Here is a 23870-nt window from a genome sequence, read left to right as displayed (position 1 = left end):
AAAAATTAGAAAATAGGATTGTTGTAAAAGGAGACAGCAATCCTATTTTTATTATTATTTTTTATGATATAGGGAGTAAATATGGTATAATTAAATTATAAAAATAAAAAAGGTGATTCAATGTTTAAATTACATTCTAAATATACTCCTATGGGAGATCAACCACAGGCAATAAAAAAAATAGTTGAGAATATAGATAATGGGATAGCAGACCAAGTACTTCTAGGGGTAACAGGATCTGGAAAGACTTTTACTATTGCTAATATAATAAAAGAGACAGATAGACCAGCACTTATATTAGCTCCAAACAAAACATTGGCGGCACAATTATATAGTGAATATAAATCATTTTTTCCAGAGAATGCTGTTGAATACTTTGTATCCTATTACGATTACTACCAACCAGAAGCATATATAGCTGTAACAGATACATATATAGAAAAAGATTCATCTGTAAATGATGAGATAGAAAAATTGAGACAGGCAGCAACAGCAGCTCTAATTAATAGAAGAGATGTAATAATAGTAGCTTCTGTATCGGCTATTTATGGATTAGGGTCAGCTGAGACATATAAGAAGATGACAATTCCTATTGATAGAAAAACAGGGATTGGTAGAAAAGAGCTAATCCAAAGATTAATAAGTATTAGGTATGAAAGAAATGATCTAGCTTTTGAAAGAGGAAAGTTTAGAATAAAGGGAGATGTAATAGATATATATCCTTCATATATGGAGAGTGGATATAGATTGGAGTTTTGGGACGAGGACTTAGAAGAGATCTCAGAGATAAATACTTTAACAGGACAAAAAATAAAAAAGAATCTAGAGAGAATAATGATATATCCAGCTACTCAATATTTGACTGAAGATGGAGATGTAGAAAGAATAATAGCAGAGATTCAAAAGGATAAGATAGAAGAGGTTAAAGCCTTTGAAGAGAAGGGAAAACTTTTGGAGGCTCAGAGATTGAAACAGAGGACAGAGTATGATATAGAGATGATAAGAGAGATTGGATATTGTAAGGGTATAGAAAACTATTCTAGATACCTATCAGGAAAGGGAGTAGGAGAGACACCGGATACACTATTACAGTATTTTCCAAAGGATTTTGTTACATATATTGACGAGTCACACATATCTGTTCCTCAGATTAGGGGAATGTATAATGGAGATAGAGCAAGAAAAGAAGCTTTGGTGGATAATGGATTCAGATTGAAATCAGCACTTGATAATAGACCTTTGAGATTTGAAGAGTTCCGAAGATTAACTGGACAGACAGTTTTTGTCTCAGCGACTCCAGGAGATTTTGAAATGGTTGAATCAGATGGAAATATAGCTGAACAATTGATTCGTCCAACAGGGATATTAGATCCTGAGATAGAGGTCAGACCAACTAAAAATCAAGTAGATGATCTAATGGAAGAGATAAGAGTGAGAGCAGAGAAGAGAGAGAGAGTTTTGGTTACAACGCTTACTAAAAAGATGGCAGAGGAACTCACAGAGTATTATTTGGGACTTGGAATTAGAGTTAAATATATGCACTCAGATATAGATACATTAGAGAGAATAGATATAATAAAAGGGTTACGTAAAGGTGAATTTGATGTATTGGTTGGGATAAACTTACTTAGAGAGGGATTGGATATACCAGAAGTTTCTCTTGTAGCTATACTGGAAGCAGATAAAGAGGGATTCTTAAGAAGTAGGCGTTCATTGGTCCAAACTATAGGAAGAGCAGCTAGAAATGTAGAGGGAAGAGTTATACTCTATGGAGATATTTTAACAGATTCTATGAAGGCAGCTATAGATGAAACATATAGAAGAAGAAAGATACAAAATCAGTATAATATAGAGAATGGTATAGATCCTAAGACAGTGATAAGAGAGATAAGTGAAGATGTTATAAATCTAGATTATGGACTACCAGAGGAATTGACAAAAGATAAAGATATCAAGAGTTTTAGTTCAAAGAGTGATATTGAGAAAGAGATAGGAAAACTTGAAAAAGAGATTGTAAAACTATCTAAGGAGCTGGATTTTGAAAATGCTATAATAAAAAGAGATGAGATGATAAAATTAAAAAAATTGTTACTAGATTTTTAATTTGAGGGAGAATTATGTTTGAAGAGAGAACTTATTCAGTAACTGAATTTAATAGAATGATAAAAGGGTATATAGAAGACAACCCAAACTTGAAAGAGTTTTTTTTGGAAGGGGAGCTTTCAGGAGTAACCTATTATAAAAGTGGACATCTCTATTTTAATTTGAAAGATAAAGAAGCACAGATAAAGTGTGTGGCTTTCAAGTATAAATTTAAGAGAATAGCTGAAGATTTAAAAGATGGAGATTCAGTTAAATTATTTGGAGATGTTGGCTTTTATGAAAATAGAGGGGATTTCCAAGTTTTAGTTAGACATATTGAAAAGAAAAATATGTTGGGGGATATGTTTGCTAAGTTAGAAGAGTTAAAAAAAGAGATGGAAAAGAAGGGATATTTTTCATCTCTTTACAAAAAACCACTACCTAACTATCCAAGAAATATTGGTGTAGTTACAGCAATTACAGGAGCAGCTGTACAGGATATAATAAAAACAGTGAAAAAGAGAGATAATACTATAAATATATATGTGTATCCAGCTAAAGTACAGGGAGTGGGCTCAAGTGATGAGATAGTGAGAGGAATAGAGGTTCTAAATCAGATTCCTGAAATAGATATGATAATAGCTGGAAGAGGTGGAGGAAGTATAGAGGATCTATGGGCTTTTAATGAAGAAAAAACAGCTATGGCATTTTTTAACTCTGAAAAACCAATAATATCAGCAGTAGGGCATGAGATAGATAACCTTTTGACAGACTTGGTTGCAGATGTAAGAGCAGCTACTCCAACACAGGCAGTAGAGCTATCTGTTCCAGAGAGAAAGAGGAGTATAGAGGGATTAGAGGATAGAGAGAGATATCTAAATACCCTTATGAAGAACATATTAAATAAGAAGAGAAAAGAGTTAGAGAGCAGAGAGAACAACTACTACATAAAGAGTTTTTCAAAAGTGATAGAGGAGAAAAACAGTGTTTTAGTTGAGAGGGAGAGAAGGCTACAACAGGCTATTACCTATTACATAGAGGGTAAAAGAAATAGTTTGGAGAATAAGATACAGAGATTGATAACTTTAAATCCTCTAAAAACATTGGAAAGAGGGTATAGTGTTGTTAGTAAGGCTGGTGTTAGCATAAAAAGTGTAGATGATTTAGAGATAGGAGAGGAGATTGATATCAGATTAAATGATGGATCAATTTCAGGAAGAGTAGAGAAGATTATAAAGATTTGAGGAGATATTTGATGAAGAAGATAGTAAGTTTATTGTTTTTAATGGGAAGTTTGGTTTATGGAGAGGGATTTTTATTCTGGAAAGGGGACAGTGAAAAAGAGAAGGTAGATGTAAGTAGACAAGAGATGAATCAGAGATGGGAGAGAATAAAAGAGTTGGATCAACAGATCTCTTTTGATAGGGATAAATGGAGATTACAGAAGAATTATAAGGAGTATAAAAAGGAATTTGACATCTATATGGATTATCTACAAAACAACAGTAATGAGCTTTTTAATGTGGGAGATTACTACTTTAAAAATGGAAGATATGAAAAAGCTTATGAGGTTTTTTCAAGGGATAATACAAACATAAAGAATGTTTTTGGGGCAGCTACATCAGCAAGATTTTTAAATGACAATGAGAATGCATTGAGACTATACACTCAGAGTATAGAGATGGATCCTAATTTCTATGAAGCATATTTAGGAAGAGGGGTTATAAATAGAAATATTGGAAACTATTCAGAGGCTATCAATGATTTTAATAAGTATATGAAATATAGACAAGATGAAGCAGTATATACAGGGCTTGGAGATGTTTATATGATAACTAAAAATTATGGAGAAGCAAAAAATATATTGGAAGTTGGAAGAAATAGATATCCTAATTCGAAGGTAATAAGAGATATGTTAATAAGACTATATGCAGAGTTAAAAAATAATTAAAATCACAAAAGAGGTGAGGGGCTTGGAGTGGTATAGGTTAAAAGTGGTGGATATAAAAGACAGGACATTTAGAATACTACTGAAGTTCTTTGAAGAGTATGAAGATATTTTTAAAGTTGATAAAAGAGTGTTACAAGATAGCTACAAATTGGAGATTGAAGAGATAGAAAAGATTTGGGACTCTCAAAAAGTAGACTTGAAAGAGGAGATAGAAAGATTAAGAGAGAATAGAGTGTCTCTTCTTTTTATCAAAGATGGAGATTATCCAGAGGAGTTAAAAAATATAGCAAAGCCACCAATATTTATGTATTATAGAGGAGATATTTCTATTTTAAAAGGGAAAAAGATAGGGGTAGTAGGAACAAGGAGGCCCACCTCATATGGAAAGATAGCTTGTGAAAAATTAGTAAGAGAGTTGGTGGAAAATGGAGTAACAACTGTCAGTGGACTAGCAAGTGGAATTGATAGAATCTGTCATCAAAAAACATTGGAAAATGGGGGAAAGAGCATAGCAATTGTGGGTAGTGGATTGGATGTGGTATACCCTAAAGAGAATGAGAGATTATGGCAAGAGTTGGGAGAAAAGGGATTAATTATGAGTGAATATCCCTTAGGAACGTTGCCATATGCTTACAATTTTCCAATGAGAAATAGAGTAATAGTTGGAATTTCACAAGGTATAACAGTGGTTGAAAGTAAGATAAAAGGTGGAAGTTTAATTACAGCTGAATTGGCATTGGAGGAGGGAAGAGAGGTATTTGCAATCCCTGGTGAGATCTTTTCTCCTGTGTCAGAGGGGTGTAATAATCTTATAAAAAATTCGAGTGCTAAATTAGTAACCTCTGTAGAGGATATATTAGATGAATTTAATTGGAAAAAGAGAGCAAGTGAGGAAAAAAAGAAATTAAATTTGACAGAATATGAAGAAAAAATATACAATGTTCTTGAGAGAGAAAAAAATCTAGATGAGATTATTATGGCAACTTTGATGAAACCAGGTGAAATACTATCTATTTTAATGGATTTAGAAGTAAAAAAAGTGGTGATGAGTGTTCCTGGAGGAAAGTATAGGAGAAAAATTTAAATAGAAATCTTGATTTTTTTTAAAGAATTTAGTAGAATGAAACGGAAAAGAGATAATAGAGCAACAGGGGTGAAGTAAGTGGCAAAGACAACAGATAAAAAAAATTTAGTAATAGTTGAGTCACCAGCGAAAGCTAAGACAATTGAAAAAATTTTGGGAAAGAATTTTCAGGTTGTAGCATCATTTGGACATGTGAGAGATTTACCTAAGAGTAAATTAGGAGTGGATGTGGAGAATAATTTTACTCCGTCATACTCTACAATCAAGGGAAAAGGTGATGTAATAAAGAATCTTAAAGCTTTGGCAAAAAAATCAGATAAAGTTTATCTAGCATCTGACCCTGATAGAGAAGGAGAGGCAATAGCTTGGCACATAGCTTATGCTTTAAAATTAGATGAAAACGACACTAATAGAATAGAGTTTAATGAGATAACTGAACACGCAATAAAGGAATCGATTACTCATCCGAGACAGATCGATATGAACAAGGTCAATGCCCAACAAGCTAGAAGAATATTGGATAGATTGGTAGGATATGGAATAAGTTCGCTGCTTTGGAAGAGTATAGCTTCTAATACCAGTGCTGGTAGAGTGCAATCAGTGGCTTTAAAACTTATTTGCGATTTAGAAAATGAGATAAAAAAATTCGTGCCAGTAAAATTTTGGGAGGTAAAGGGAGATTTTTCCAACAAACTAAAATTAGCTCTATATAAAGTAGAAGGAAAAAAAGTTGATAGATTAACTGATGGTAATATTGTAAAAGAGATAAAATCAATAGAGAAAAAGGAATTTACAATTAGTGAGGCTAAGGTAAGTAAGAGAACTAAGAACTCACCACTACCTTTAAAGACTAGTACTTTACAGCAGTTAGCTTCATCATATTTGGGATTTTCAGCTTCCAAAACTATGAGAGTGGCACAAGGGCTATATGAGGGTATAGATGTAAATGGAACTCATAAAGGTTTGATTACTTATATGAGAACAGACTCTACAAGAATCTCTGAAGATGCTCAAGAGATGGCTAAAAACTATATTTTAGAGAACTTTGGTAAAGAGTATCTAGGAGTGAAAAAAGAGAGTAAAAGTAAGCAGAAGATTCAAGATGCTCACGAGGCAATACGTCCAACAGATATAAACTTAACTCCAAGTATATTGGAGGTCTCTTTAGATAAGGATCAATTGAAATTATATAAATTGATTTGGGAGAGATTTTTGATATCTCAATTAGCTCCAATGAAGTATGAACAGTTTGAATTGGTAGCTACATATGATAAATTTGACTTTAGAGGAACAATCAATAAGATAATATTTGATGGTTATTATAAAATATTTAAAGATGAAGATGAATTGCCATTAGGAGATTTCCCAGAGATTAAGATAGGGGATAAAACTAAATTAGAAAAATTACATATTAAAGAGGATTTCACAAAACCACCTTCAAGATTTACAGAGTCATCTCTTGTAAAAAAATTGGAGGCAGAGGGAATAGGAAGACCTTCAACTTATGCTTCGATAATAGAGACATTGAAGAAGAGAGAGTATGTAAAAATAGAGGGGAAAAGCTTTATTCCAACAGAGTTGGGATTTGAGATAGAAGATGCTTTAGATAAAAACTTTCCAAATATAATGAATGTAAAATTTACAGCTGAAATGGAGAATCAATTGGACGAGGTGGCAGAGGGAGAAGAGAACTGGATAACTCTACTTTCTGTATTCTATAAGGAGTTAAAAGAGTACATAGACAAGTTTGCTGAGAAGGTAGAGGAGGAAGCTAATCGTAGAATAGAATCAGATGTACCTTGTAGCTGTGGTAAGGGAAATATGATATTAAAAACAGGAAGGTTTGGAAGATATCTAGCTTGTCCAGAGGTTGATAAGGACGGGGAGTGCAAGGAAAAAATATCTTTGAAAGGGATAGATATTCCAGCTGAAGAGATAAAACAAGGTAAGATCTTTGTGAGAGATAAGGTAGAAGAATTAGTTAAAACTAAGCAGGGAAAAGCTACAGATGTAAAAACTGAAAATGGAGATATGTATCTATTGAAAGTTGGAAGATTTGGTAGCTATTTAGAGAGTGAAAAATATGCTCAAGATAATTTAAGAATGCCATTACCACCAGAGATAAGAAAAGCTTTAGCTAACAATCAGATTCAAGAGAAAGATGGAGTTATGAAGATAAATGCAGAGCTTTCAAAACTATTAGCTGAAGATGAGAAGATCTTAAAAGAAGCTGGGGTATGTGAAAAATGTGGAAGACCATTTAAAATTGGTAGAGGAAGATGGGGTAAATTCCTAGCTTGTACAGGATACCCAGAGTGTAAGAATATAAGAAAGATAGATAAAAAATAAGGAGTACTTAATGACAAATAAAGAGGTAATAGTAGTAGGAGCTGGACTTGCTGGAAGTGAGGCAGCTTATCAACTTGGTAAAAGAGGGATAAAAGTTAAACTTTATGAGATGAAGAGACATAAGAAGACAGAAGCTCATAAAAGTGATGATTTTGCTGAGTTAGTGTGTAGTAATTCATTGGGAGCGGATAACCTAGCCAATGCATCAGGACTTATGAAAGAGGAGTTAAGAAGATTAGATTCGTTGGTAATAAAGAGTGCAGATAGAAATAGAGTTCCAGCAGGACAAGCTCTAGCTGTGGATAGAGATGGATTCTCTCAAGAGATAACTAGAGTTTTAAAAGAGATGGAGAATGTAGAGATAATCGAAGAGGAGTTAACTGAGATACCAGAGGATAAGATTGTTCTTATTGCTTCAGGACCACTTACATCTGAAGGATTATCTAAAAAGATTGCTGAGATTACTCATAGTGATTATCTATATTTTTATGATGCAGCAGCTCCAATAGTTACATTGGAGTCGATAAATATGGATATAGCATACAGACAGTCTCGTTATGGTAAGGGTGAGGGAGAGTATATAAATTGCCCAATGGATAAGGAGCAGTATTATAACTTCTACAATGCTCTAATAGCTGCAGAAAGAGCTCCATTAAAAGCATTTGAGGAGGAGAAAATATTTGATGCTTGTATGCCAGTAGAGAGAATAGCTATGACTGGGGAGAGAACACTTGTATTTGGACCATTAAAACCAAAAGGGCTTATAAATCCTAAAACAGATAAGATGGATTATGCAGTTGTTCAATTGAGACAGGATGATAAAGAGGGAAAATTATATAACTTAGTAGGTTTTCAAACAAATTTGAAATGGGGAGAGCAGAAGAGAGTTTTCTCTATGATACCTGGGCTTGAAAATGCGGAGTTTATAAGATATGGAGTTATGCATAGAAATACATTTATAAATTCAACTCAATTATTAGATGAGAGTTTAAAATTAAAAACTAGAGACAATGTGTATTTTGCAGGTCAGATCACAGGAAGTGAAGGTTATGTATCCTCTGTGGCTACAGGAATGATGGCTGCTATAAATATAGCTAATAGATTGTCAGGAAAAGAGCCATTTGTATTAGATGACAGAAGTGCTATTGGAGCAATGGTTAAATATATAACTGAGGATAAGAAAAACTTTCAACCAATGGGACCAAATTTTGGAATTATAAGAAGCTTAGATGAGAGAATAAGAGATAAAAAAGAGAGATATAACAAGATCTCTACAATAGCTTTAGAGTATTTAGATACTAGATTAGCTGATGTTAAATAAATTTATAGTTGTACCAGAGAGAGAAATGTTATATAATTTGGAGTGGTATAGTTAAATATGGAGAAAAGAAATATAGAAAGAGATATTAAAGATTTTCTATATTTTGCAGAGTTTGGAGATAATAAAAGCTCGAACACTGTAAAATCTATGAGAAAAGATTTACTTCAATTAGCACAATATTTAAATGAGATAGAGAGAGTAGAGTCGAGTATAGATGTAGATTCTGTTATGATTAGAGGATTTATAGCTTTTCTTCAAGAGAATGGGATAACTAAAAGAACTGTAAATAGAAAATTATCATCTATACGTTCATTTTTTAAATATCTTGTGAAAAATAGAAATGTTAATCAAAGTCCAGTTGAAGTGGTAGCTTCTCCAAGTTTTCTTGTAGAGAAACCAGATATACTAAGCTTAGATGAGATCAATAGATTACGAGATGTGATCTCATTAAAAACAGCTAATGGATTGAGAGATAGATTGATGTTGGAGCTATTGTATTCCAGTGGAATAACTTCTACAGAGATGCTAGGAGTTGGAGAGAAGGTTTTTGATCTAGATAGAAGAGAGCTATATGTTACAAATGGAAAGAGTAATAGAGTTGTATTTTTTAGTGAGAGAACTAGAGAGTTTTTCAAAAGATATGTAGATTCTAAAAAAGAGAAATATGGAGAGAGATACAATCCAGATATACTCTTTGTAAATGGTTCAGCTACTAGATTAAGTGATAGATCTCTACGTAGAATAATAGATAGGTATGCTGAGAGAGCTGGAATAGATCGTGAGATTAGTCCGTATAGTTTTAGACATACATTTGCTGTACATATGCTGAATAACGGCATGGATCTACTATATTTAAAAGAGTTGATGGGACATGCAACTCTTGAGAGTACAAGAGTTTATCAAGAATTGATAGAAGTGAAACTTTAAAGAATGGATAGTGTGAGGAGAGCAGATATGATAAGAGCTACTACTATAATTGCAGTAAAAAAAGATGGAAAAGTTGCAATGGCAGGAGATGGGCAGGTAACTTTTGGAGAGGTAGTATTTAAAGGAAATGCTAAAAAAATAAGAAGAATAGAGAAATATAATGTAATGGCTGGATTTGCTGGAGCAGCAGCAGATGCTTTTGCATTGATGGATAAATTTGAAAGTAAATTAGAGGAGTTTTCAGGAAATCTAAAAAAATCAGCTGTAGAACTAGCTAAGGAGTGGAGAAGTGACAAGGCTTTAAGAACTTTAGATGCTATGTTGATAGTGGCAGATAAGGAGAGTATATTGGTTCTCTCTGGAAATGGTGATGTAATAGAGCCTGATGGAGATGTAGCAGCTATAGGAAGTGGAGGAAACTATGCTTATGCAGCAGCTAAAGGAATACTTCTTTATGGAAAGGATATCTCAGCTGAAGAGGTGGCAATAGAAGCTATGGCAATAGCAGGTGAGATGTGTATTTATACTAATTCAAATATTACATATGACGTAATTTAAAATGAGGAGAAGATAATATGAGTAAGAAAATTTGTATCGGTTGTGGAATAGAACTGCAAAGTGATTACCCAGAGAAGAATGGATATCTTCCGGCAGCTAAGTTAGAAGAGGCTGGAGACCATTATTGTCAGAGATGTTTCAAGATAAAAAACTATGGTAAGTATATGCCAGTAAAATTGACAAGAGATGATTATAGAAGAGTTGTTCAAGATGAGATGGGAAATGCTCAAGTGGCAATAGCTGTTTTTGATATCATTGATTTTGAAGGATCTTTTGATGATGAGATATTAGATGTATTAAGAGAGATGGATTCAATAGTTGTAATCAATAAATTGGATCTTATACCTGATGAAAAACACCCTTCTGAAGTGGCTAACTGGGTAAAGGTAAGACTTGCTGAAGAGGGAATTTCTCCTTTAGATATCGCCATTGTAAGTAGTAAGAATGGATATGGAATTAACGGAATATTTAAAAAGATAAAACACTTTTATCCAGATGGAGTAGAAGCTTTAGTTTTAGGAGTAACAAACGTAGGAAAATCAAGTATAGTAAATAGATTGTTGGGATTGAAAAAGGTAACTGTTTCTAAATACCCAGGGACTACTTTGAAGAGTGTAAGAAATCAAATACCTCATACAAAGATAACATTGATAGATACACCAGGATTGATTCCAGAGGGAAGAATATCAGATTTAGTATGTGAAAACTGTAACTTAAAGATGATACCTGCTAATGAGATCTCAAGAAAGACATTTAAAATGTCAAAAGATAGAGCCTTAGTTATAGGGGAGCTAGTTTGGTTTAAAGTTCTAAATGATGAAGAGACCAAACCAATATTTTCACTATATGCAGCTAAAGAGGTAACTTTCCATGAGACTAATTCTGAAAAATTAGAGGAGTTACTAAAGAGTGATAGAGGAGATCTATTATCTCCACCTTGTGATCACTGTAGAGATGAGTATAGAAAATTAGAAAAGAAAAAACAAAAAATTGTTGTAAAAACAGGAGAAGAGCTTGTATTCAAAGGACTAGGTTGGATTTCAGTTAAGAGAGGACCACTAGAGATAGAGGTAACAGCTCCAAAAGAGGCTGGAATTGTAATAAGAGATGCCTTTATCAAGCCTAAAAGATAATTATGAAGATATTCAAGCACGAAGTGAGTGGGACAGTAATAACAACAGTATTTTCAATATTGGGAACAGCCTTAGTAATAATCTTAGGAAGCTATAATGTTAAGGATCTAACTGAAGCTAAAAAAGCTGAAAAAGTTTTGGAGGAGCTAAAGGGATTGAGAGTGGCTCTTGAAGAGTATTATCAGTTGACAAGAGAGTACCCAAATTTGACATTAGAGGGAGCTAAGGATAATTTGAGGATACTGGATTATACAGATGAGAATGGTAACCTTATATCATTTGCCAAAATTTATGGTCATGATACACTACCTAAAACTCCAGCTGTTGAAGATATAGTGGAGAGCAATTCTATTTATAATACAAACAGTTTTAAACAAGATGAGAACTATGGTGGTTGGAATTATGACTATACTGGAAAAACAGGTGAGATACATGCAAACTTACCAATAAATATATATTCTCAAGGAATAGATTGGAATAACTATTAAAAGAACAGGAGAGAGATTTTTTATGAAAAAGTATGATATTATTTTTCTAGGTGGAGGACAAGCTGGAGTTTTTGGAGCTTATGAAGCTATTGAGAAAAATCCAGAGCTAAGCATTTTAATATTAGATAAGGGAAAAATGCTAAAGCAGAGAGTTTGTCCAAAGGAAAAATTAGGGAAATGTGTGAGTTGTCCAACTTGTGCAATAATCTATGGAGTGAGTGGAGCAGGAGCTTTCTCTGATTCAAAATTCAATATGGATTATAGAGTAGGTGGAGATGTACATGTAATTACTGGAAAAAAACTTGTTAATGACACTATCAATGATGTAGTTAAAGTATATAGAAAGTTTGGATTTAATGAGGAACCTACAGGGTTAAAATATAACCAAACTATGGAGCAGATAAAAAAAGGTTGTATTGAAAATAGAATACAATTAGTAGATACACCTACTATGCACTTAGGAACAGATGGATCTAGAAAACTTTATACACAATTGATAGATTATTTAATAGAAAAGGGTGTAGAGTTTGTTACTGAAAGAGAAGTGGATAGCCTAATAGTTGAAGATGATAGAGTGAAGGGTGTAGTGGTATCTCATAAAGGAGAAGAGGAGAGATACTATTCAGATAATGTAGTTGCAGGAATGGGAAGAAGTGGTGCTAAAAAGATGATGGAACTTTGTCAAAAGCACGGAATCAAATATGAGAATGGTGCAATTGATATTGGAGTAAGAGCTGAAATTCCTGATATTATAATGAAGGATATAAATGAAAATTTCTATGAAGCTAAGATGATCTACTACTCAAGAAACTATAGAGATAAGATGAGAACATTCTGTAGTAATCCAAGTGGATTTATAGCTGCAGAAAAGTATGATGATTTTATATTAGCTAATGGTCATGCTTATAAGGATAGAAAATCAACTAATACTAACTTAGCACTATTGTGTACAAAGAAGTTTACTGAACCATTTAATCAACCTTTTGAATATGCTACAGCTATAGCAAAGATGTCATCTATGCTAACTGGAGGTAAACTATTAGTTCAATCTTATGCTGACTTGAAAGAGGGAAGAAGATCTACAAATGAGAGATTAGAGAGATTGAATATAGTTCCTACTACAGAGGACTATGTAGCTGGAGATATAGCTCTAGCTTGTCCACAGAGATTACTAGATAATATAATGGAGTTTATTGAAGTTTTAGATAAAATAACTCCGGGATTTGCTTCAGGAGATCTATTATTATACTTCCCTGAGATTAAATTTAGAAGTACAAGATTAATTATCAATGAACATATGGAAACTTCATTAAAAGGGCTATATGCAGTAGGAGATAGTTCTGGTTATGGAAGTGGACTAAATATAGCAGCAGTTATGGGAATGCTTGCAGTAAGAGATATAATAAGTAAATAATTGAGTTAAAAATGGTGCATTGTCTTTCATTTTTTGGAGAAAAAGGCACCATTTTTTATAGCTTTGAATTGAAAAAAATAATATTTTATGGTAAAATGAAGTGAAAGAGATTACTAGGAGGAGAAGAATGGGTTTTTTTAGTAAACTATTTAAAAGAAAAAAAGATGATGAGCAGGAGAGCTTGAAAGTAGCAGAAGTTGAAATAGATGAGTTACTAGAGAAAAGTCAAGAGAGCGAAGAGGAAAAAGAGGAGATACAATTATCAGTAGAAACTGAAAATGATGCTCCAAAGATAGAAAAAGAAAACATTGAAGAGAAAAAAGAAGATGTAAATATAGAGCAAACAGATAGTGATATAGATAACAAAATAGATGAACAAGTAGAAGAACCAAAAAAGGAAGCAGAAAAAGTTGAGATAGAAGAGGTTAAAGAGGAGAAAAAAGGCTTCTTTGCTTCATTAAAAGATAAACTATTCAAGTCTAGAGAGGGACTGTTTGGTACATTAAAATCATTTATTTTAGGAAGAAGTGTAATAGATGATGAGATGTATGAGGAGTTAGAGGATATTCTAGTACAGTCAGATATCGGTATGGATATGACTTTAAAGATAGTAAAAGAGCTTGAAAAAGAGGTAAAAAGAAGAGGGGTAAAGGATCCTAAAGAGGTTTATCCCGTACTTAGAGAGGTAATGGAAGGATTCCTAATAAAAGAGGATAATGAGATACATATTGAAGATGGAAAGCTAAATGTGATTTTAGTCGTAGGAGTAAATGGAGTTGGAAAAACAACTACCATAGGAAAACTAGCTTCAAAATATGTTAAAGAGGGTAAAAAGGTTATATTAGGAGCAGGAGATACCTTCAGAGCTGCTGCAATAGAGCAATTAGAGGAGTGGGCTAACAGATCTGGAGCTGAGATAGTAAAGAGTACTCAAGGATCAGATCCGGGAGCAGTAGTGTTTGATACTTTAGCAGCTGCCCAATCAAGAGGAGCTGATATAGCTATTATAGATACTGCTGGAAGACTTCATAACAAAAATAACCTAATGAAAGAGTTAGAGAAGATTCATCACATAATTAAGAAAAAATTGGGAGATCAAAAGTATGAGTCTATATTAGTTATAGATGGAACTACAGGACAGAATGCTCTTAATCAAGCAAAAGTTTTTAATGAAGTGACTGAGTTGACAGGGTTCATTATAACTAAACTCGATGGAACTGCTAAAGGAGGAATAGTATTTAGTATTTCAGAGGAGTTAAAGAAACCAATTAAATTTATTGGTGTTGGAGAAAAGATAGAAGATTTGAGAAAATTTGAAGCTAAAGAATATATACAAGCTATATTTGATTAAAAAATAATATATATATTGTATATCTTTTAAAAAAGTATTTGTATTTATACTTAAAATTTGTTAGTATATACTTAACATCATAAAATGATGTGTTTATTTGTATATAAATTATATTTAAGATAAAAAATTAAGGAAGTGAGTATTTTGAGTTTTTTAGTAAAAATCAGAGAAAAGGCAAGAGAAGTACAAAAATCAGTTGTATTACCAGAAGGAACAGATGAAAGAGTTGTAACAGCAGCAGCTAAAATAGTTGAGCTAGGAGTAGCTAGACCAGTTGTTTTAGGACACAGAGACGATATGGAAAGAGTTGCTAACGACTTAGGAATCAGCTTAAGAGGAGTAGAGATAATCGAAGCAAAAAATCCTCCAAAACTAGAAACTTATGCAGAGAAATTAGCAGAATTAAGAGCTAAAAAAGGAATGACTGTAGATCAAGCTAGAGAGATCTTATTAAACGATCCTAACTTCTATGGAGCTATGATGGTTAAAATGGGAGATGCAGATGCTATGGTATCTGGATCAGACTCTCCAACTGCAGATGTACTAAGAGCAGGATTACAAGTAATCGGAACAAGAAAAGGAATAAAAACTGTATCATCAGTTTTCGTAATGGAATTAACTGAAAGACAAGATACTTACGGAGACGTTTTATTATTCGGAGACTGTTCAGTAATACCAGTTCCTACATCAGAGCAATTAGCAGATATAGCTGAAGCATCAGTTATAACAGCTGATAAAGTTGTTGGAATGCAAGGAAAAGTTGCTTTATTAACATTCTCAACTAAAGGATCAGCAAGCCACCCAGATATAGATGTAGTTATCGAAGCAGGAAAAATCTTAGCTGAGAGAAAAGTTGAGTTTCCTTACACAGCTGAAGTTCAAGCCGATGCTGCATTAGTTAAATCAGTAGCAATGAAAAAATGCCCTGAGTCAAAAGTAGCAGGAGATGCTAACATCTTAATATTCCCTAACCTAGCAGCAGGAAATATTGGATACAAATTAGTTCAAAGACTAGCTGGAGCAAATGCATATGGTCCATTAATTCAAGGACTTGCAGCACCTATTAACGACTTATCAAGAGGATGTTCAGTAGATGATATCGTTAACTTAGTAGCAATCACAGCAGTACAAGCAGCAGAATAATAATTTTAAGAGGAGATATAATAGAATGAAAGTTTTAGTAATTAACTGTGGAAGTTCATCATTAAAATACCAATTAATGAATCCAGAAACAAGAGAAGTTTTTGCAAAAGGATTATGTGAAAGAATAGGAATAGATGGTTCTAGAATGGAATATGAAGTACCAGCTAAAGACTATGAAGTAAAAATCGAAAAACCAATGCCAACTCACAAAGAAGCTTTAGAATTAGTTATTGGAGCAATAACTGATAAAGAGCACGGAGTAATTGCATCTGTAGAAGAAGTTGAAGCAATAGGACACAGAGTAGTTCACGGAGGAGAAACTTTTGCAAGTTCAGTATTATTAACTGAAGAGGTAATGGCTGCAGTAGAAGCTAACAACGAATTAGCTCCACTACACAACCCAGCTAACTTAATGGGAGTAAGAACTTGTATGGCATTAATGCCTGGAAAACCTAACGTAGGAGTTTTCGATACAGCTTTCCACCAATCTATGCCAGCAAAAGCATTTATGTATGCTTTACCATATGCTGATTACACAGAATTAAAAGTAAGAAAATATGGATTCCACGGGACATCTCACTTATTCGTATCTGAAACAATGAGAGAGATAATGGGAAATCCTGAGCATTCAAAAATAATAGTTTGTCACTTAGGAAATGGAGCTTCTGTTTCTGCTGTATTAGATGGAAAATCAGTAGATACATCAATGGGATTAACTCCATTACAAGGATTAATGATGGGAACTAGATGTGGAGATATCGACCCAGCTGCAGTATTATTTGTTAAAAACAAAAGAGGATTAACTGATAAAGAGATGGATAACAGATTAAACAAAGAATCTGGAATCTTAGGAATTTTCGGAAAATCATCAGACTGTAGAGATATGGAAGATGGAGTAGCTGCTGGAGACGAGAGAGCAAAATTAGCTGAAGAGATGTTCATCTACAAAATCAAATCATATGTAGGAGCTTATGCAGCTGCTATGGGTGGAGTAGACGCTATCTGTTTTGCTGGTGGAATTGGAGAGAACGCAGCAGGAATAAGAGAGAGAGTAATCGAAGGATTAGAGTTCTTAGGAGCAAAAATCAATAAAGAAGTAAACTCAGTAAGACAAAAAGGAAATGTAAAATTATCTACAGATGATTCAAGAGTATTAATCTACAAAATACCTACAAACGAAGAGTTAGTAATTGCTAGAGATACTTACAGAATTGTTACTGGAAAATAATAAAATATGTAAGAAAATCATATATAAAAAATAAAAATGGTTATATAAAAAAATAAATTTGAAAAATTTTAAATAATTGTTGACAAATTTTAAATATGATTTAAAATAATAGTATAGAAGTAAATTATAAAAATACTTTCATAAAAGAATTATAGGAGGAAATTGTAATGGTTAAAAAAATGCAGACAATGGATGGAAACCAAGCTGCAGCTTACGCTTCATATGCGTTTACTGAAGTAGCTGGAATTTATCCTATCACTCCATCATCACCAATGGCAGAGTACACAGATGAATGGGCTTCAAAAGGAATGAAAAATATATTTGGAGTACCTGTAAAAGTTGTAGAAATGCAATCAGAGGCTGGAGCAGCAGGAACTGTACACGGTTCTTTACAAGCAGGAGCTTTAACTACTACTTATACAGCTTCACAAGGATTATTATTAAAAGTGCCTAACATGTATAAAATAGCTGGAGAGTTATTACCAGGAGTAATTCACGTTTCAGCTAGAGCATTATCAGCTCAAGCTCTATCTATCTTCGGAGACCACCAAGATATATATGCAGCTAGACAAACTGGTTTTGCAATGTTAGCAACTAACTCAGTTCAAGAAGTTATGGACCTTGCAGGAGTAGCTCACTTAGCAGCTATCAAAACTAGAGTTCCATTCATGCACTTCTTTGATGGATTCAGAACTTCACACGAAATTCAAAAAGTTGAAGTAATGGATTACGAAGTATTCAAGAACTTAATCGATATGGAAGCAGTTCAAGCTTTCAGAGAAAGAGCTCTTAACCCTGAGCACCCAGTAACTAGAGGAACTGCAGAAAACGATGACGTTTACTTCCAAACAAGAGAAGCACAAAACAAATTCTATGATGCAGTACCAGATGTAGTAGCACACTACATGGCTGAAATCTCTAAAGTAACTGGAAGAGATTACAAACCTTTCAACTACTATGGAGCACCAGATGCTGAGAGAATAATCGTTGCTATGGGATCAATTTGTCCTATATCAGAAGAGACAATAGATTACTTAAATGCTAAAGGAGAAAAAGTAGGAATTTTATCTGTACACCTATACAGACCATTCTCTGCTAAATACTTCTTTGATGTATTCCCATCAACAGTTAAGAAAATTGCAGTTTTAGATAGAACTAAAGAGCCTGGATCACAAGCTGAGCCATTATTACTAGACATTCAATCTCTATTCTACGGAAAAGAAAATGCTCCAGTAATAATCGGAGGAAGATACGGATTATCTTCTAAAGATACTACTCCAGCTCAAGTTATAGCTGTATTTGATAACTTAAAATTAGATCAACCAAAAGATAGATTTACTGTAGGAATAGTAGATGACGTTACATTTACTTCACTAGAAGTAGGAGCACCTGTAACTGTAACTGGTGACGATGTAAAAGAGTGTCTATTCTTCGGATTAGGAGCTGACGGAACAGTTGGAGCTAACAAAAACTCTATCAAAATAATCGGAGATAAAACTGATTTATATGCTCAAGGATACTTCGCATATGACTCTAAAAAATCAGGAGGAGTTACTAGATCTCACTTAAGATTTGGAAAATCTCCTATAAAAGCAAGCTACTTAATTTCTAACCCTCATTTCGTAGCATGTTCAGTACCAGCTTACTTACATCAATATGATATGACTTCAGGAATCAGAAAAGGTGGATCATTATTAATCAACTGTATCTGGGATGCTGAAGAAGCTGTAAAACAAATACCTAATAAAGTAAAAAGAGACTTAGCTAAAAACGGAGCTAGATTATTCATAATCAACGCAACTAAATTAGCTGAAGAGATCGGATTAGGACAAAGAACAAATACAATAATGCAAGCTGCTTTCTTTAAATTAGCTGACATTATTCCATTTGATGAAGCTCAACAATATATGAAAGATTATGCTAAAAAATCTTATGCTAAAAAAGGTGACGATATAGTACAAATGAACTATAACGCAATCGATAAAGGAGCAGAAGGATTAATCGAAGTAACTGTTGATCCAGCTTGGGCTGAATTACCAGTTGAAGAGTTAAAACCAGTTGAAGAAGATTGTTGTGGAGGATCTTGTGGATGCCACGAGAAATCAAAAACTGAGTTATTCGTAGAAAGAATTGCTAAACCTATAAACGCAATAAAAGGATACGACTTACCAGTTTCTGCATTCAACGGATACGAAGATGGTACTTTCGAAAACGGAACTACTGCATTTGAAAAGAGAGGAATAGCTGTACACGTACCTGAGTGGAAAGCTGAAAACTGTATTCAATGTAACCAATGTTCTTATGTATGTCCACACGCTGTAATAAGACCATTCTTAATGACAGAAGAGGAAAAAGCAGCTTCTCCAGTTGAGTTAACAACAATTAAACCAGTTGGAAAAGGATTAGATGGATTACAATATAGAATGCAAGTTTCTACTTTAGACTGTACAGGATGTGGATCTTGTGCTAACGTATGTCCAGCTAAAGAGAAAGCATTAGTAATGGTATCTATAGGAGAATCATTAGAGAAACAAGAAGATAAGAAAGCTGAGTACTTATTCAACAAAGTTGAGTACAGAAGTGACTTAATGTCTAAAGATACTGTAAAAGGATCTCAATTCTCTCAACCATTATTCGAATTCCACGGAGCATGTCCTGGATGTGGAGAAACTCCATACTTAAAAGCAATAACTCAATTATTCGGAGAAAGAATGATGGTAGCTAACGCTACTGGATGTTCATCAATATACAGTGGATCAGCTCCTTCAACTCCATATACAACTAACAAAGATGGACACGGACCATCATGGGGATCTTCTCTATTCGAAGACAACGCTGAGTTCGGAATGGGAATGCACGTTGCTGTAGAAACTATGAGAGATAGACTTCAAAACATAATGGAAGAAAATATGGATAAAGTTTCAGCTGAAGTTGCTGAGTTATTCAAAGAATGGATAGAAAACAGATCATTTGCTGCTAAATCAAGAGAAGTATCTGATAAGATAATCGCTGCTTTAGAAGGAAAAGACTGTGAAGCATGTAAAGAAATCTTAAGCTTAAAACAATACTTAGCTAAGAAATCTCAATGGATCTTCGGAGGAGACGGATGGGCATATGACATCGGTTATGGTGGAGTTGACCACGTATTAGCTTCTAAAGAAGATATAAACATTGTTGTACTAGATACAGAGGTTTACTCAAATACTGGAGGACAAGCTTCTAAATCAACTCCTACAGGAGCAATTGCAAAATTCGCAGCTGCAGGAAAATCAGTTAAGAAGAAAGACCTTGCTGCAATAGCTATGTCTTATGGACACATCTATGTTGCACAAGTATCTATGGGTGCAAACCAACAGCAATACTTAAAAGCATTAAAAGAAGCTGAAGCTTATAATGGACCATCTCTAATCATTGCTTACTCACCATGTATCAACCACGGATTGAAAAAAGGAATGTCTAAAGTTCAAAACGAAATGAAGATGGCAACTGAATGTGGATACTGGCCAATATTCAGATATAACCCTGCATTAGAAGCAGAAGGTAAAAACCCTCTTCAAATAGATTGTAAAGAGCCTAACTGGGATAAATATGAAGAGTACTTATTAGGAGAAGTAAGATATGCTACTCTATCTAAAGCTAATCCAGAAGAAGCTAAAGATCTATATGAAAGAAACAAAGCAGAAGCTCAAAGAAGATGGAGACAATACAACAGACTTGCTGCTATGGACTTCTCATCTGAGAAAAAATAATAGTAAACTGTTATACTGTTACATAATAAATCATTACAGAGGACTGGTACTTAGGTACCAGTTCTTTTTATATTTGAAAATGTGAATAAAACGTGATAGAATAGAGAAAAGCAAGAAAAAAACAGGAATTGGTGAATTATATGGGTTAATTTCTAATAATAATATTACAATGTATGAATCATTAAAAAGGTCTATTGATAATTGTGATGAAATTATAATGAATGTTTCTTTTATAAGAGATTCTGGAATGAAATTATTAATAGATGATTTAAAAAGAGCTAAAGAAAAAGGGAAAAAAATTAGAATTTTAACGAGTGACTATATGAAGGTAACTGAACCGAATGCTTTATATAGATTACTAGAAATAGGTGGAATAAAGATATTTGAAAATCCTTTAAATAGATCATTTCACCCTAAGGCATATATTTTTAGAAAAGAAAATGATTTTGAATTTTATGTGGGATCTTCAAATATATCATATTCTGCATTGATAAGTGGTGTTGAGTGGAACTATCACTTTATTAGTAAAGAGATTAGTGAGATTGAACAGATACTTGATGAATTTACAGAGCTATATGAAAAAAATAGTTTTGAATTAACTATAGAATGGCTTAGAGAGTATGAAAAAAGATATAAAAAAAGTGACTATGGAGAGCTTTTTGATAATAAAGAAAGAGTAGAGAAAAAGGTAATTGAACCTATAAAATTTCAGATTCCAGCTTTATATGAACTTTCAAAGACAAGAGAAGAGGGTTATAATAAAGCAATGATAGTTGTAGGAACTGGATTAGGAAAGACTTATCTTGCAGTTTTCGATTCTATGAATTATAAGAGGATTTTGTTTATAGCTCATAGAGATGAGATCTTGAAGGGAGCTAAGAATTCTTTTGAGAATGTTTATAAAGATGAAAGAACATATGGTTTTTTTAATGGAGAGAAAAAAGAGTGTGGAAGAGATATAACCTTTGCAAGTATTTCAACTATTTGTAAAAAAGAGTATTTAAATAGGAATTATTTTGATGAAAATTATTTTGATTATATTGTAGTAGACGAGTTTCATCATAGTAGTTCCAAAAGTTATCTTAAAGTTCTTGAATATTTTAAACCTAAGTTCTTATTGGGACTTACTGCTACTCCAGATAGAAATGATAATGGAAATGTTTATAAATTATGTGATTATAATATAGCATATGAATGTGATTTTAGAGTTGGGATAAATAATGGTTGGCTTGTACCTTTTGAGTACTATGGAATATATGATAGTATAGATTATTCAGCTATTCCTTGGAGAAGTGGGAAATATGATTTATTAGCTCTTGAGAACGCTTTAATAGTAGAGAAAAGACTGAGTTTGGTCTATGATAAGTATATTGAGTTTAGAAAAAAATATAGTATTGGTTTTTGTGCAAGTGTAAAGCATTGTCAAGTGATGAATGAGTATTTTAAAAGAAAAGGTATAAAGAGTGAAATAATAATAGGTGAAACTCCTATAGCAAAAAGACAAGATATAATAGAAAAATTTAAAAGTAAAGAGATAGATATAATTTTTACTGTGGATATATTTAATGAAGGTGTAGATATTCCAGAAATAGATACTATTTTGTTTTTGAGACCTACAAATTCATATACTATATTTATTCAACAGCTTGGAAGAGGATTAAGGACTTGTGAAGGAAAAGAAAAATTAAGAGTTTTGGATTTTGTAGGAAACTACAAGGGAGCAGAATATAGACCTTTATTTTTAACAGGTAATTATAAAAGAGGAAGTAAGATTGTTAATGTAACAGATAAAAATTTTTTATTACCAGAGGGATGTAGTGCAGAGTTTAGTTTTGAACTCATTGAAGAGTTTGAAAAGTTAAAAAGAAAAAATATTAAGCTAGAAGAGCTCATAAAAACTGAGTATTTAGAACTTATGGAAAAATTAGAGAAAGTTCCAAGTATAATGGATGTATATACTTATGGTGATATACCAGTAAATAGTTACATAAGGTGCTTTAAAAATTGGTATAATTTTCAAGAAATTATGGATGTTTTAACAACAGAACAAAAGTGTTATTCAAAGTTAGGCTTAGAATTTTTAGAGTTTATAGAAAGTACCTCAATGACAAAATCCTATAAAATACCTTTATTGTTATCTTTTATAGAAAATTTAAATAAAAATATAAGCATAGAGGAGATAGGCAGTTATTTTAAGAGATTTTATAATTTAAGCTATCATAAAAAAGATTTGAATAATAAAAAGCATAGTGATTTGATAAATTGGGATAATAAAAAATTTGAAAAATTGGCTGAGGATAATCCAATTAAATATTTAACAGAAAAAGGAAAAAATAGCGAATTTTTTCAATATATTAAGCCCAATTTTATTTTAAGTGATCAATTATATAAAGAGTTACAAAATGATGAGTTTTTAAAAGAGGTAAAAGAGAGGATAGAGTATAGGAAGATAAATTATTTTCATAGAAAATATATGGAGGAATGATGTCAGTAAAATATTATAATGAAAATAGTGAGAGCTTTTTTTATGAGACTTTAAAAGCAGACATGACCTATATGTATCAAAAGTTTTTAGAAAACTTGACTAAGAAGAGTGGAAAAATTTTAGATTTAGGTTGTGGAAGTGGTAGGGATTCTAAATATTTTAAAAGTTTAGGATTTCAAGTAATCTCTATAGATGCTTCAGAAGAGTTGGCAAAAAAAGCTAGTAAATATATTGAACAAAATGTAATTATTGGAGATATGAGGGATATTGAATATGAAGATGAATTTATAGGAGTGTGGGCTTGTGCATCTATTTTACATCTTGAAATAAAAGATATTGAAATAGTTTTTAGAAAAATATTTAAAAGCTTAAAAAAAGGTGGAATATTCTATGCTTCATTCAAATATGGAGATGAAAATTATATAAAAAATGGAAGAAAATTTATAAATTTTACTGAGGAAAAATTTTTTAATTTATTTCCACAGTATAGAGAAAACTGTATAGAAATTTTTAAAACTTCTGATGTAAGAGAAGGTAGAGAGAGTGAAAGTTGGTTTAATATTATATTGAAAAAATAGAAACCGTATTTGTTTAAAAAAGCGAATTT

Annotated in this window: 17 protein-coding genes; all 17 read left to right on the top strand. The window is 32.7% G+C overall.

What is annotated here, in order from left to right; translation table 11 throughout:
* Positions 1-120: 120 nt before the first annotated feature.
* Positions 121-2103, top strand: a complete 1983-nt coding sequence (gene uvrB, locus ABNK64_RS01425) for an excinuclease ABC subunit UvrB (RefSeq protein ID WP_291255393.1) — start codon at positions 121-123, stop codon at positions 2101-2103.
* A gap of 14 nt (positions 2104-2117) precedes the next feature.
* Positions 2118-3326, top strand: a complete 1209-nt coding sequence (gene xseA, locus ABNK64_RS01420; protein ID WP_349763249.1) for an exodeoxyribonuclease VII large subunit — start codon at positions 2118-2120, stop codon at positions 3324-3326.
* A gap of 11 nt (positions 3327-3337) precedes the next feature.
* A complete protein-coding gene (locus tag ABNK64_RS01415) occupies positions 3338-4033 on the top strand; it encodes a tetratricopeptide repeat protein (RefSeq protein WP_291255391.1) in 696 nt (231 codons plus the stop codon).
* Between the two features lie 13 nt (positions 4034-4046).
* The gene (gene dprA / locus ABNK64_RS01410) at positions 4047-5117 is read left to right on the top strand and encodes a DNA-processing protein DprA (RefSeq protein WP_349763248.1); all 1071 of its coding nucleotides are present in this window, start codon (positions 4047-4049) and stop codon (positions 5115-5117) included.
* A 78-nt stretch (positions 5118-5195) separates the two neighbouring features.
* Complete coding sequence (topA, locus tag ABNK64_RS01405; RefSeq protein WP_349763247.1) at positions 5196-7466, top strand: type I DNA topoisomerase; 2271 nt, start codon at positions 5196-5198, stop codon at positions 7464-7466.
* A gap of 10 nt (positions 7467-7476) precedes the next feature.
* The gene (gene trmFO / locus ABNK64_RS01400; protein WP_349763246.1) at positions 7477-8787 is read left to right on the top strand and encodes a methylenetetrahydrofolate--tRNA-(uracil(54)-C(5))-methyltransferase (FADH(2)-oxidizing) TrmFO; all 1311 of its coding nucleotides are present in this window, start codon (positions 7477-7479) and stop codon (positions 8785-8787) included.
* Positions 8788-8844: 57 nt separating this feature from the next.
* Entirely contained in the window at positions 8845-9714 is an 870-nt protein-coding gene (locus ABNK64_RS01395) for a tyrosine-type recombinase/integrase (RefSeq protein WP_349763245.1), read from the top strand.
* A gap of 27 nt (positions 9715-9741) precedes the next feature.
* Positions 9742-10272: an ATP-dependent protease subunit HslV gene (gene hslV, locus ABNK64_RS01390; RefSeq protein ID WP_291255386.1), complete on the top strand. Its 531-nt coding sequence runs from the start codon at positions 9742-9744 to the stop codon at positions 10270-10272.
* A 17-nt stretch (positions 10273-10289) separates the two neighbouring features.
* Positions 10290-11405, top strand: a complete 1116-nt coding sequence (gene yqeH / locus ABNK64_RS01385) for a ribosome biogenesis GTPase YqeH (protein ID WP_291255385.1) — start codon at positions 10290-10292, stop codon at positions 11403-11405.
* Between the two features lie 2 nt (positions 11406-11407).
* Positions 11408-11893, top strand: a complete 486-nt coding sequence (locus ABNK64_RS01380; RefSeq protein WP_349763244.1) for a hypothetical protein — start codon at positions 11408-11410, stop codon at positions 11891-11893.
* Between the two features lie 22 nt (positions 11894-11915).
* Positions 11916-13307 (top strand): NAD(P)/FAD-dependent oxidoreductase, encoded by a 1392-nt coding sequence (locus tag ABNK64_RS01375; RefSeq protein ID WP_291255383.1) that lies wholly within the window; start codon positions 11916-11918, stop codon positions 13305-13307.
* A 127-nt stretch (positions 13308-13434) separates the two neighbouring features.
* On the top strand, positions 13435-14658 hold the full coding sequence (gene ftsY, locus ABNK64_RS01370; protein ID WP_349763243.1) for a signal recognition particle-docking protein FtsY: 1224 nt from the start codon (positions 13435-13437) through the stop codon (positions 14656-14658).
* A gap of 144 nt (positions 14659-14802) precedes the next feature.
* On the top strand, positions 14803-15801 hold the full coding sequence (gene pta, locus ABNK64_RS01365) for a phosphate acetyltransferase (protein WP_291255381.1): 999 nt from the start codon (positions 14803-14805) through the stop codon (positions 15799-15801).
* 25 nt (positions 15802-15826) lie between these two features.
* Positions 15827-17029, top strand: a complete 1203-nt coding sequence (locus tag ABNK64_RS01360; RefSeq protein WP_291255380.1) for an acetate/propionate family kinase — start codon at positions 15827-15829, stop codon at positions 17027-17029.
* Between the two features lie 167 nt (positions 17030-17196).
* Positions 17197-20778 (top strand): pyruvate:ferredoxin (flavodoxin) oxidoreductase, encoded by a 3582-nt coding sequence (nifJ, locus tag ABNK64_RS01355; RefSeq protein ID WP_349763242.1) that lies wholly within the window; start codon positions 17197-17199, stop codon positions 20776-20778.
* A 169-nt stretch (positions 20779-20947) separates the two neighbouring features.
* Positions 20948-23263, top strand: a complete 2316-nt coding sequence (locus tag ABNK64_RS01350) for a DEAD/DEAH box helicase family protein (RefSeq protein WP_502878726.1) — start codon at positions 20948-20950, stop codon at positions 23261-23263.
* Complete coding sequence (locus ABNK64_RS01345; protein ID WP_349763240.1) at positions 23263-23841, top strand: methyltransferase domain-containing protein; 579 nt, start codon at positions 23263-23265, stop codon at positions 23839-23841. Before ABNK64_RS01350 ends, ABNK64_RS01345 begins: the two co-directional genes overlap by 1 nt.
* Positions 23842-23870 lie beyond the last annotated feature (29 nt).

This window comes from Fusobacterium sp. SYSU M8D902 (genome assembly GCF_040199715.1).
Classification (GTDB): Bacteria; Fusobacteriota; Fusobacteriia; order Fusobacteriales; family Fusobacteriaceae; genus Fusobacterium_A.
Note: the sequence above shows the minus strand (reverse complement) of the source record. Positions and strands in the feature narration are given on the sequence as shown.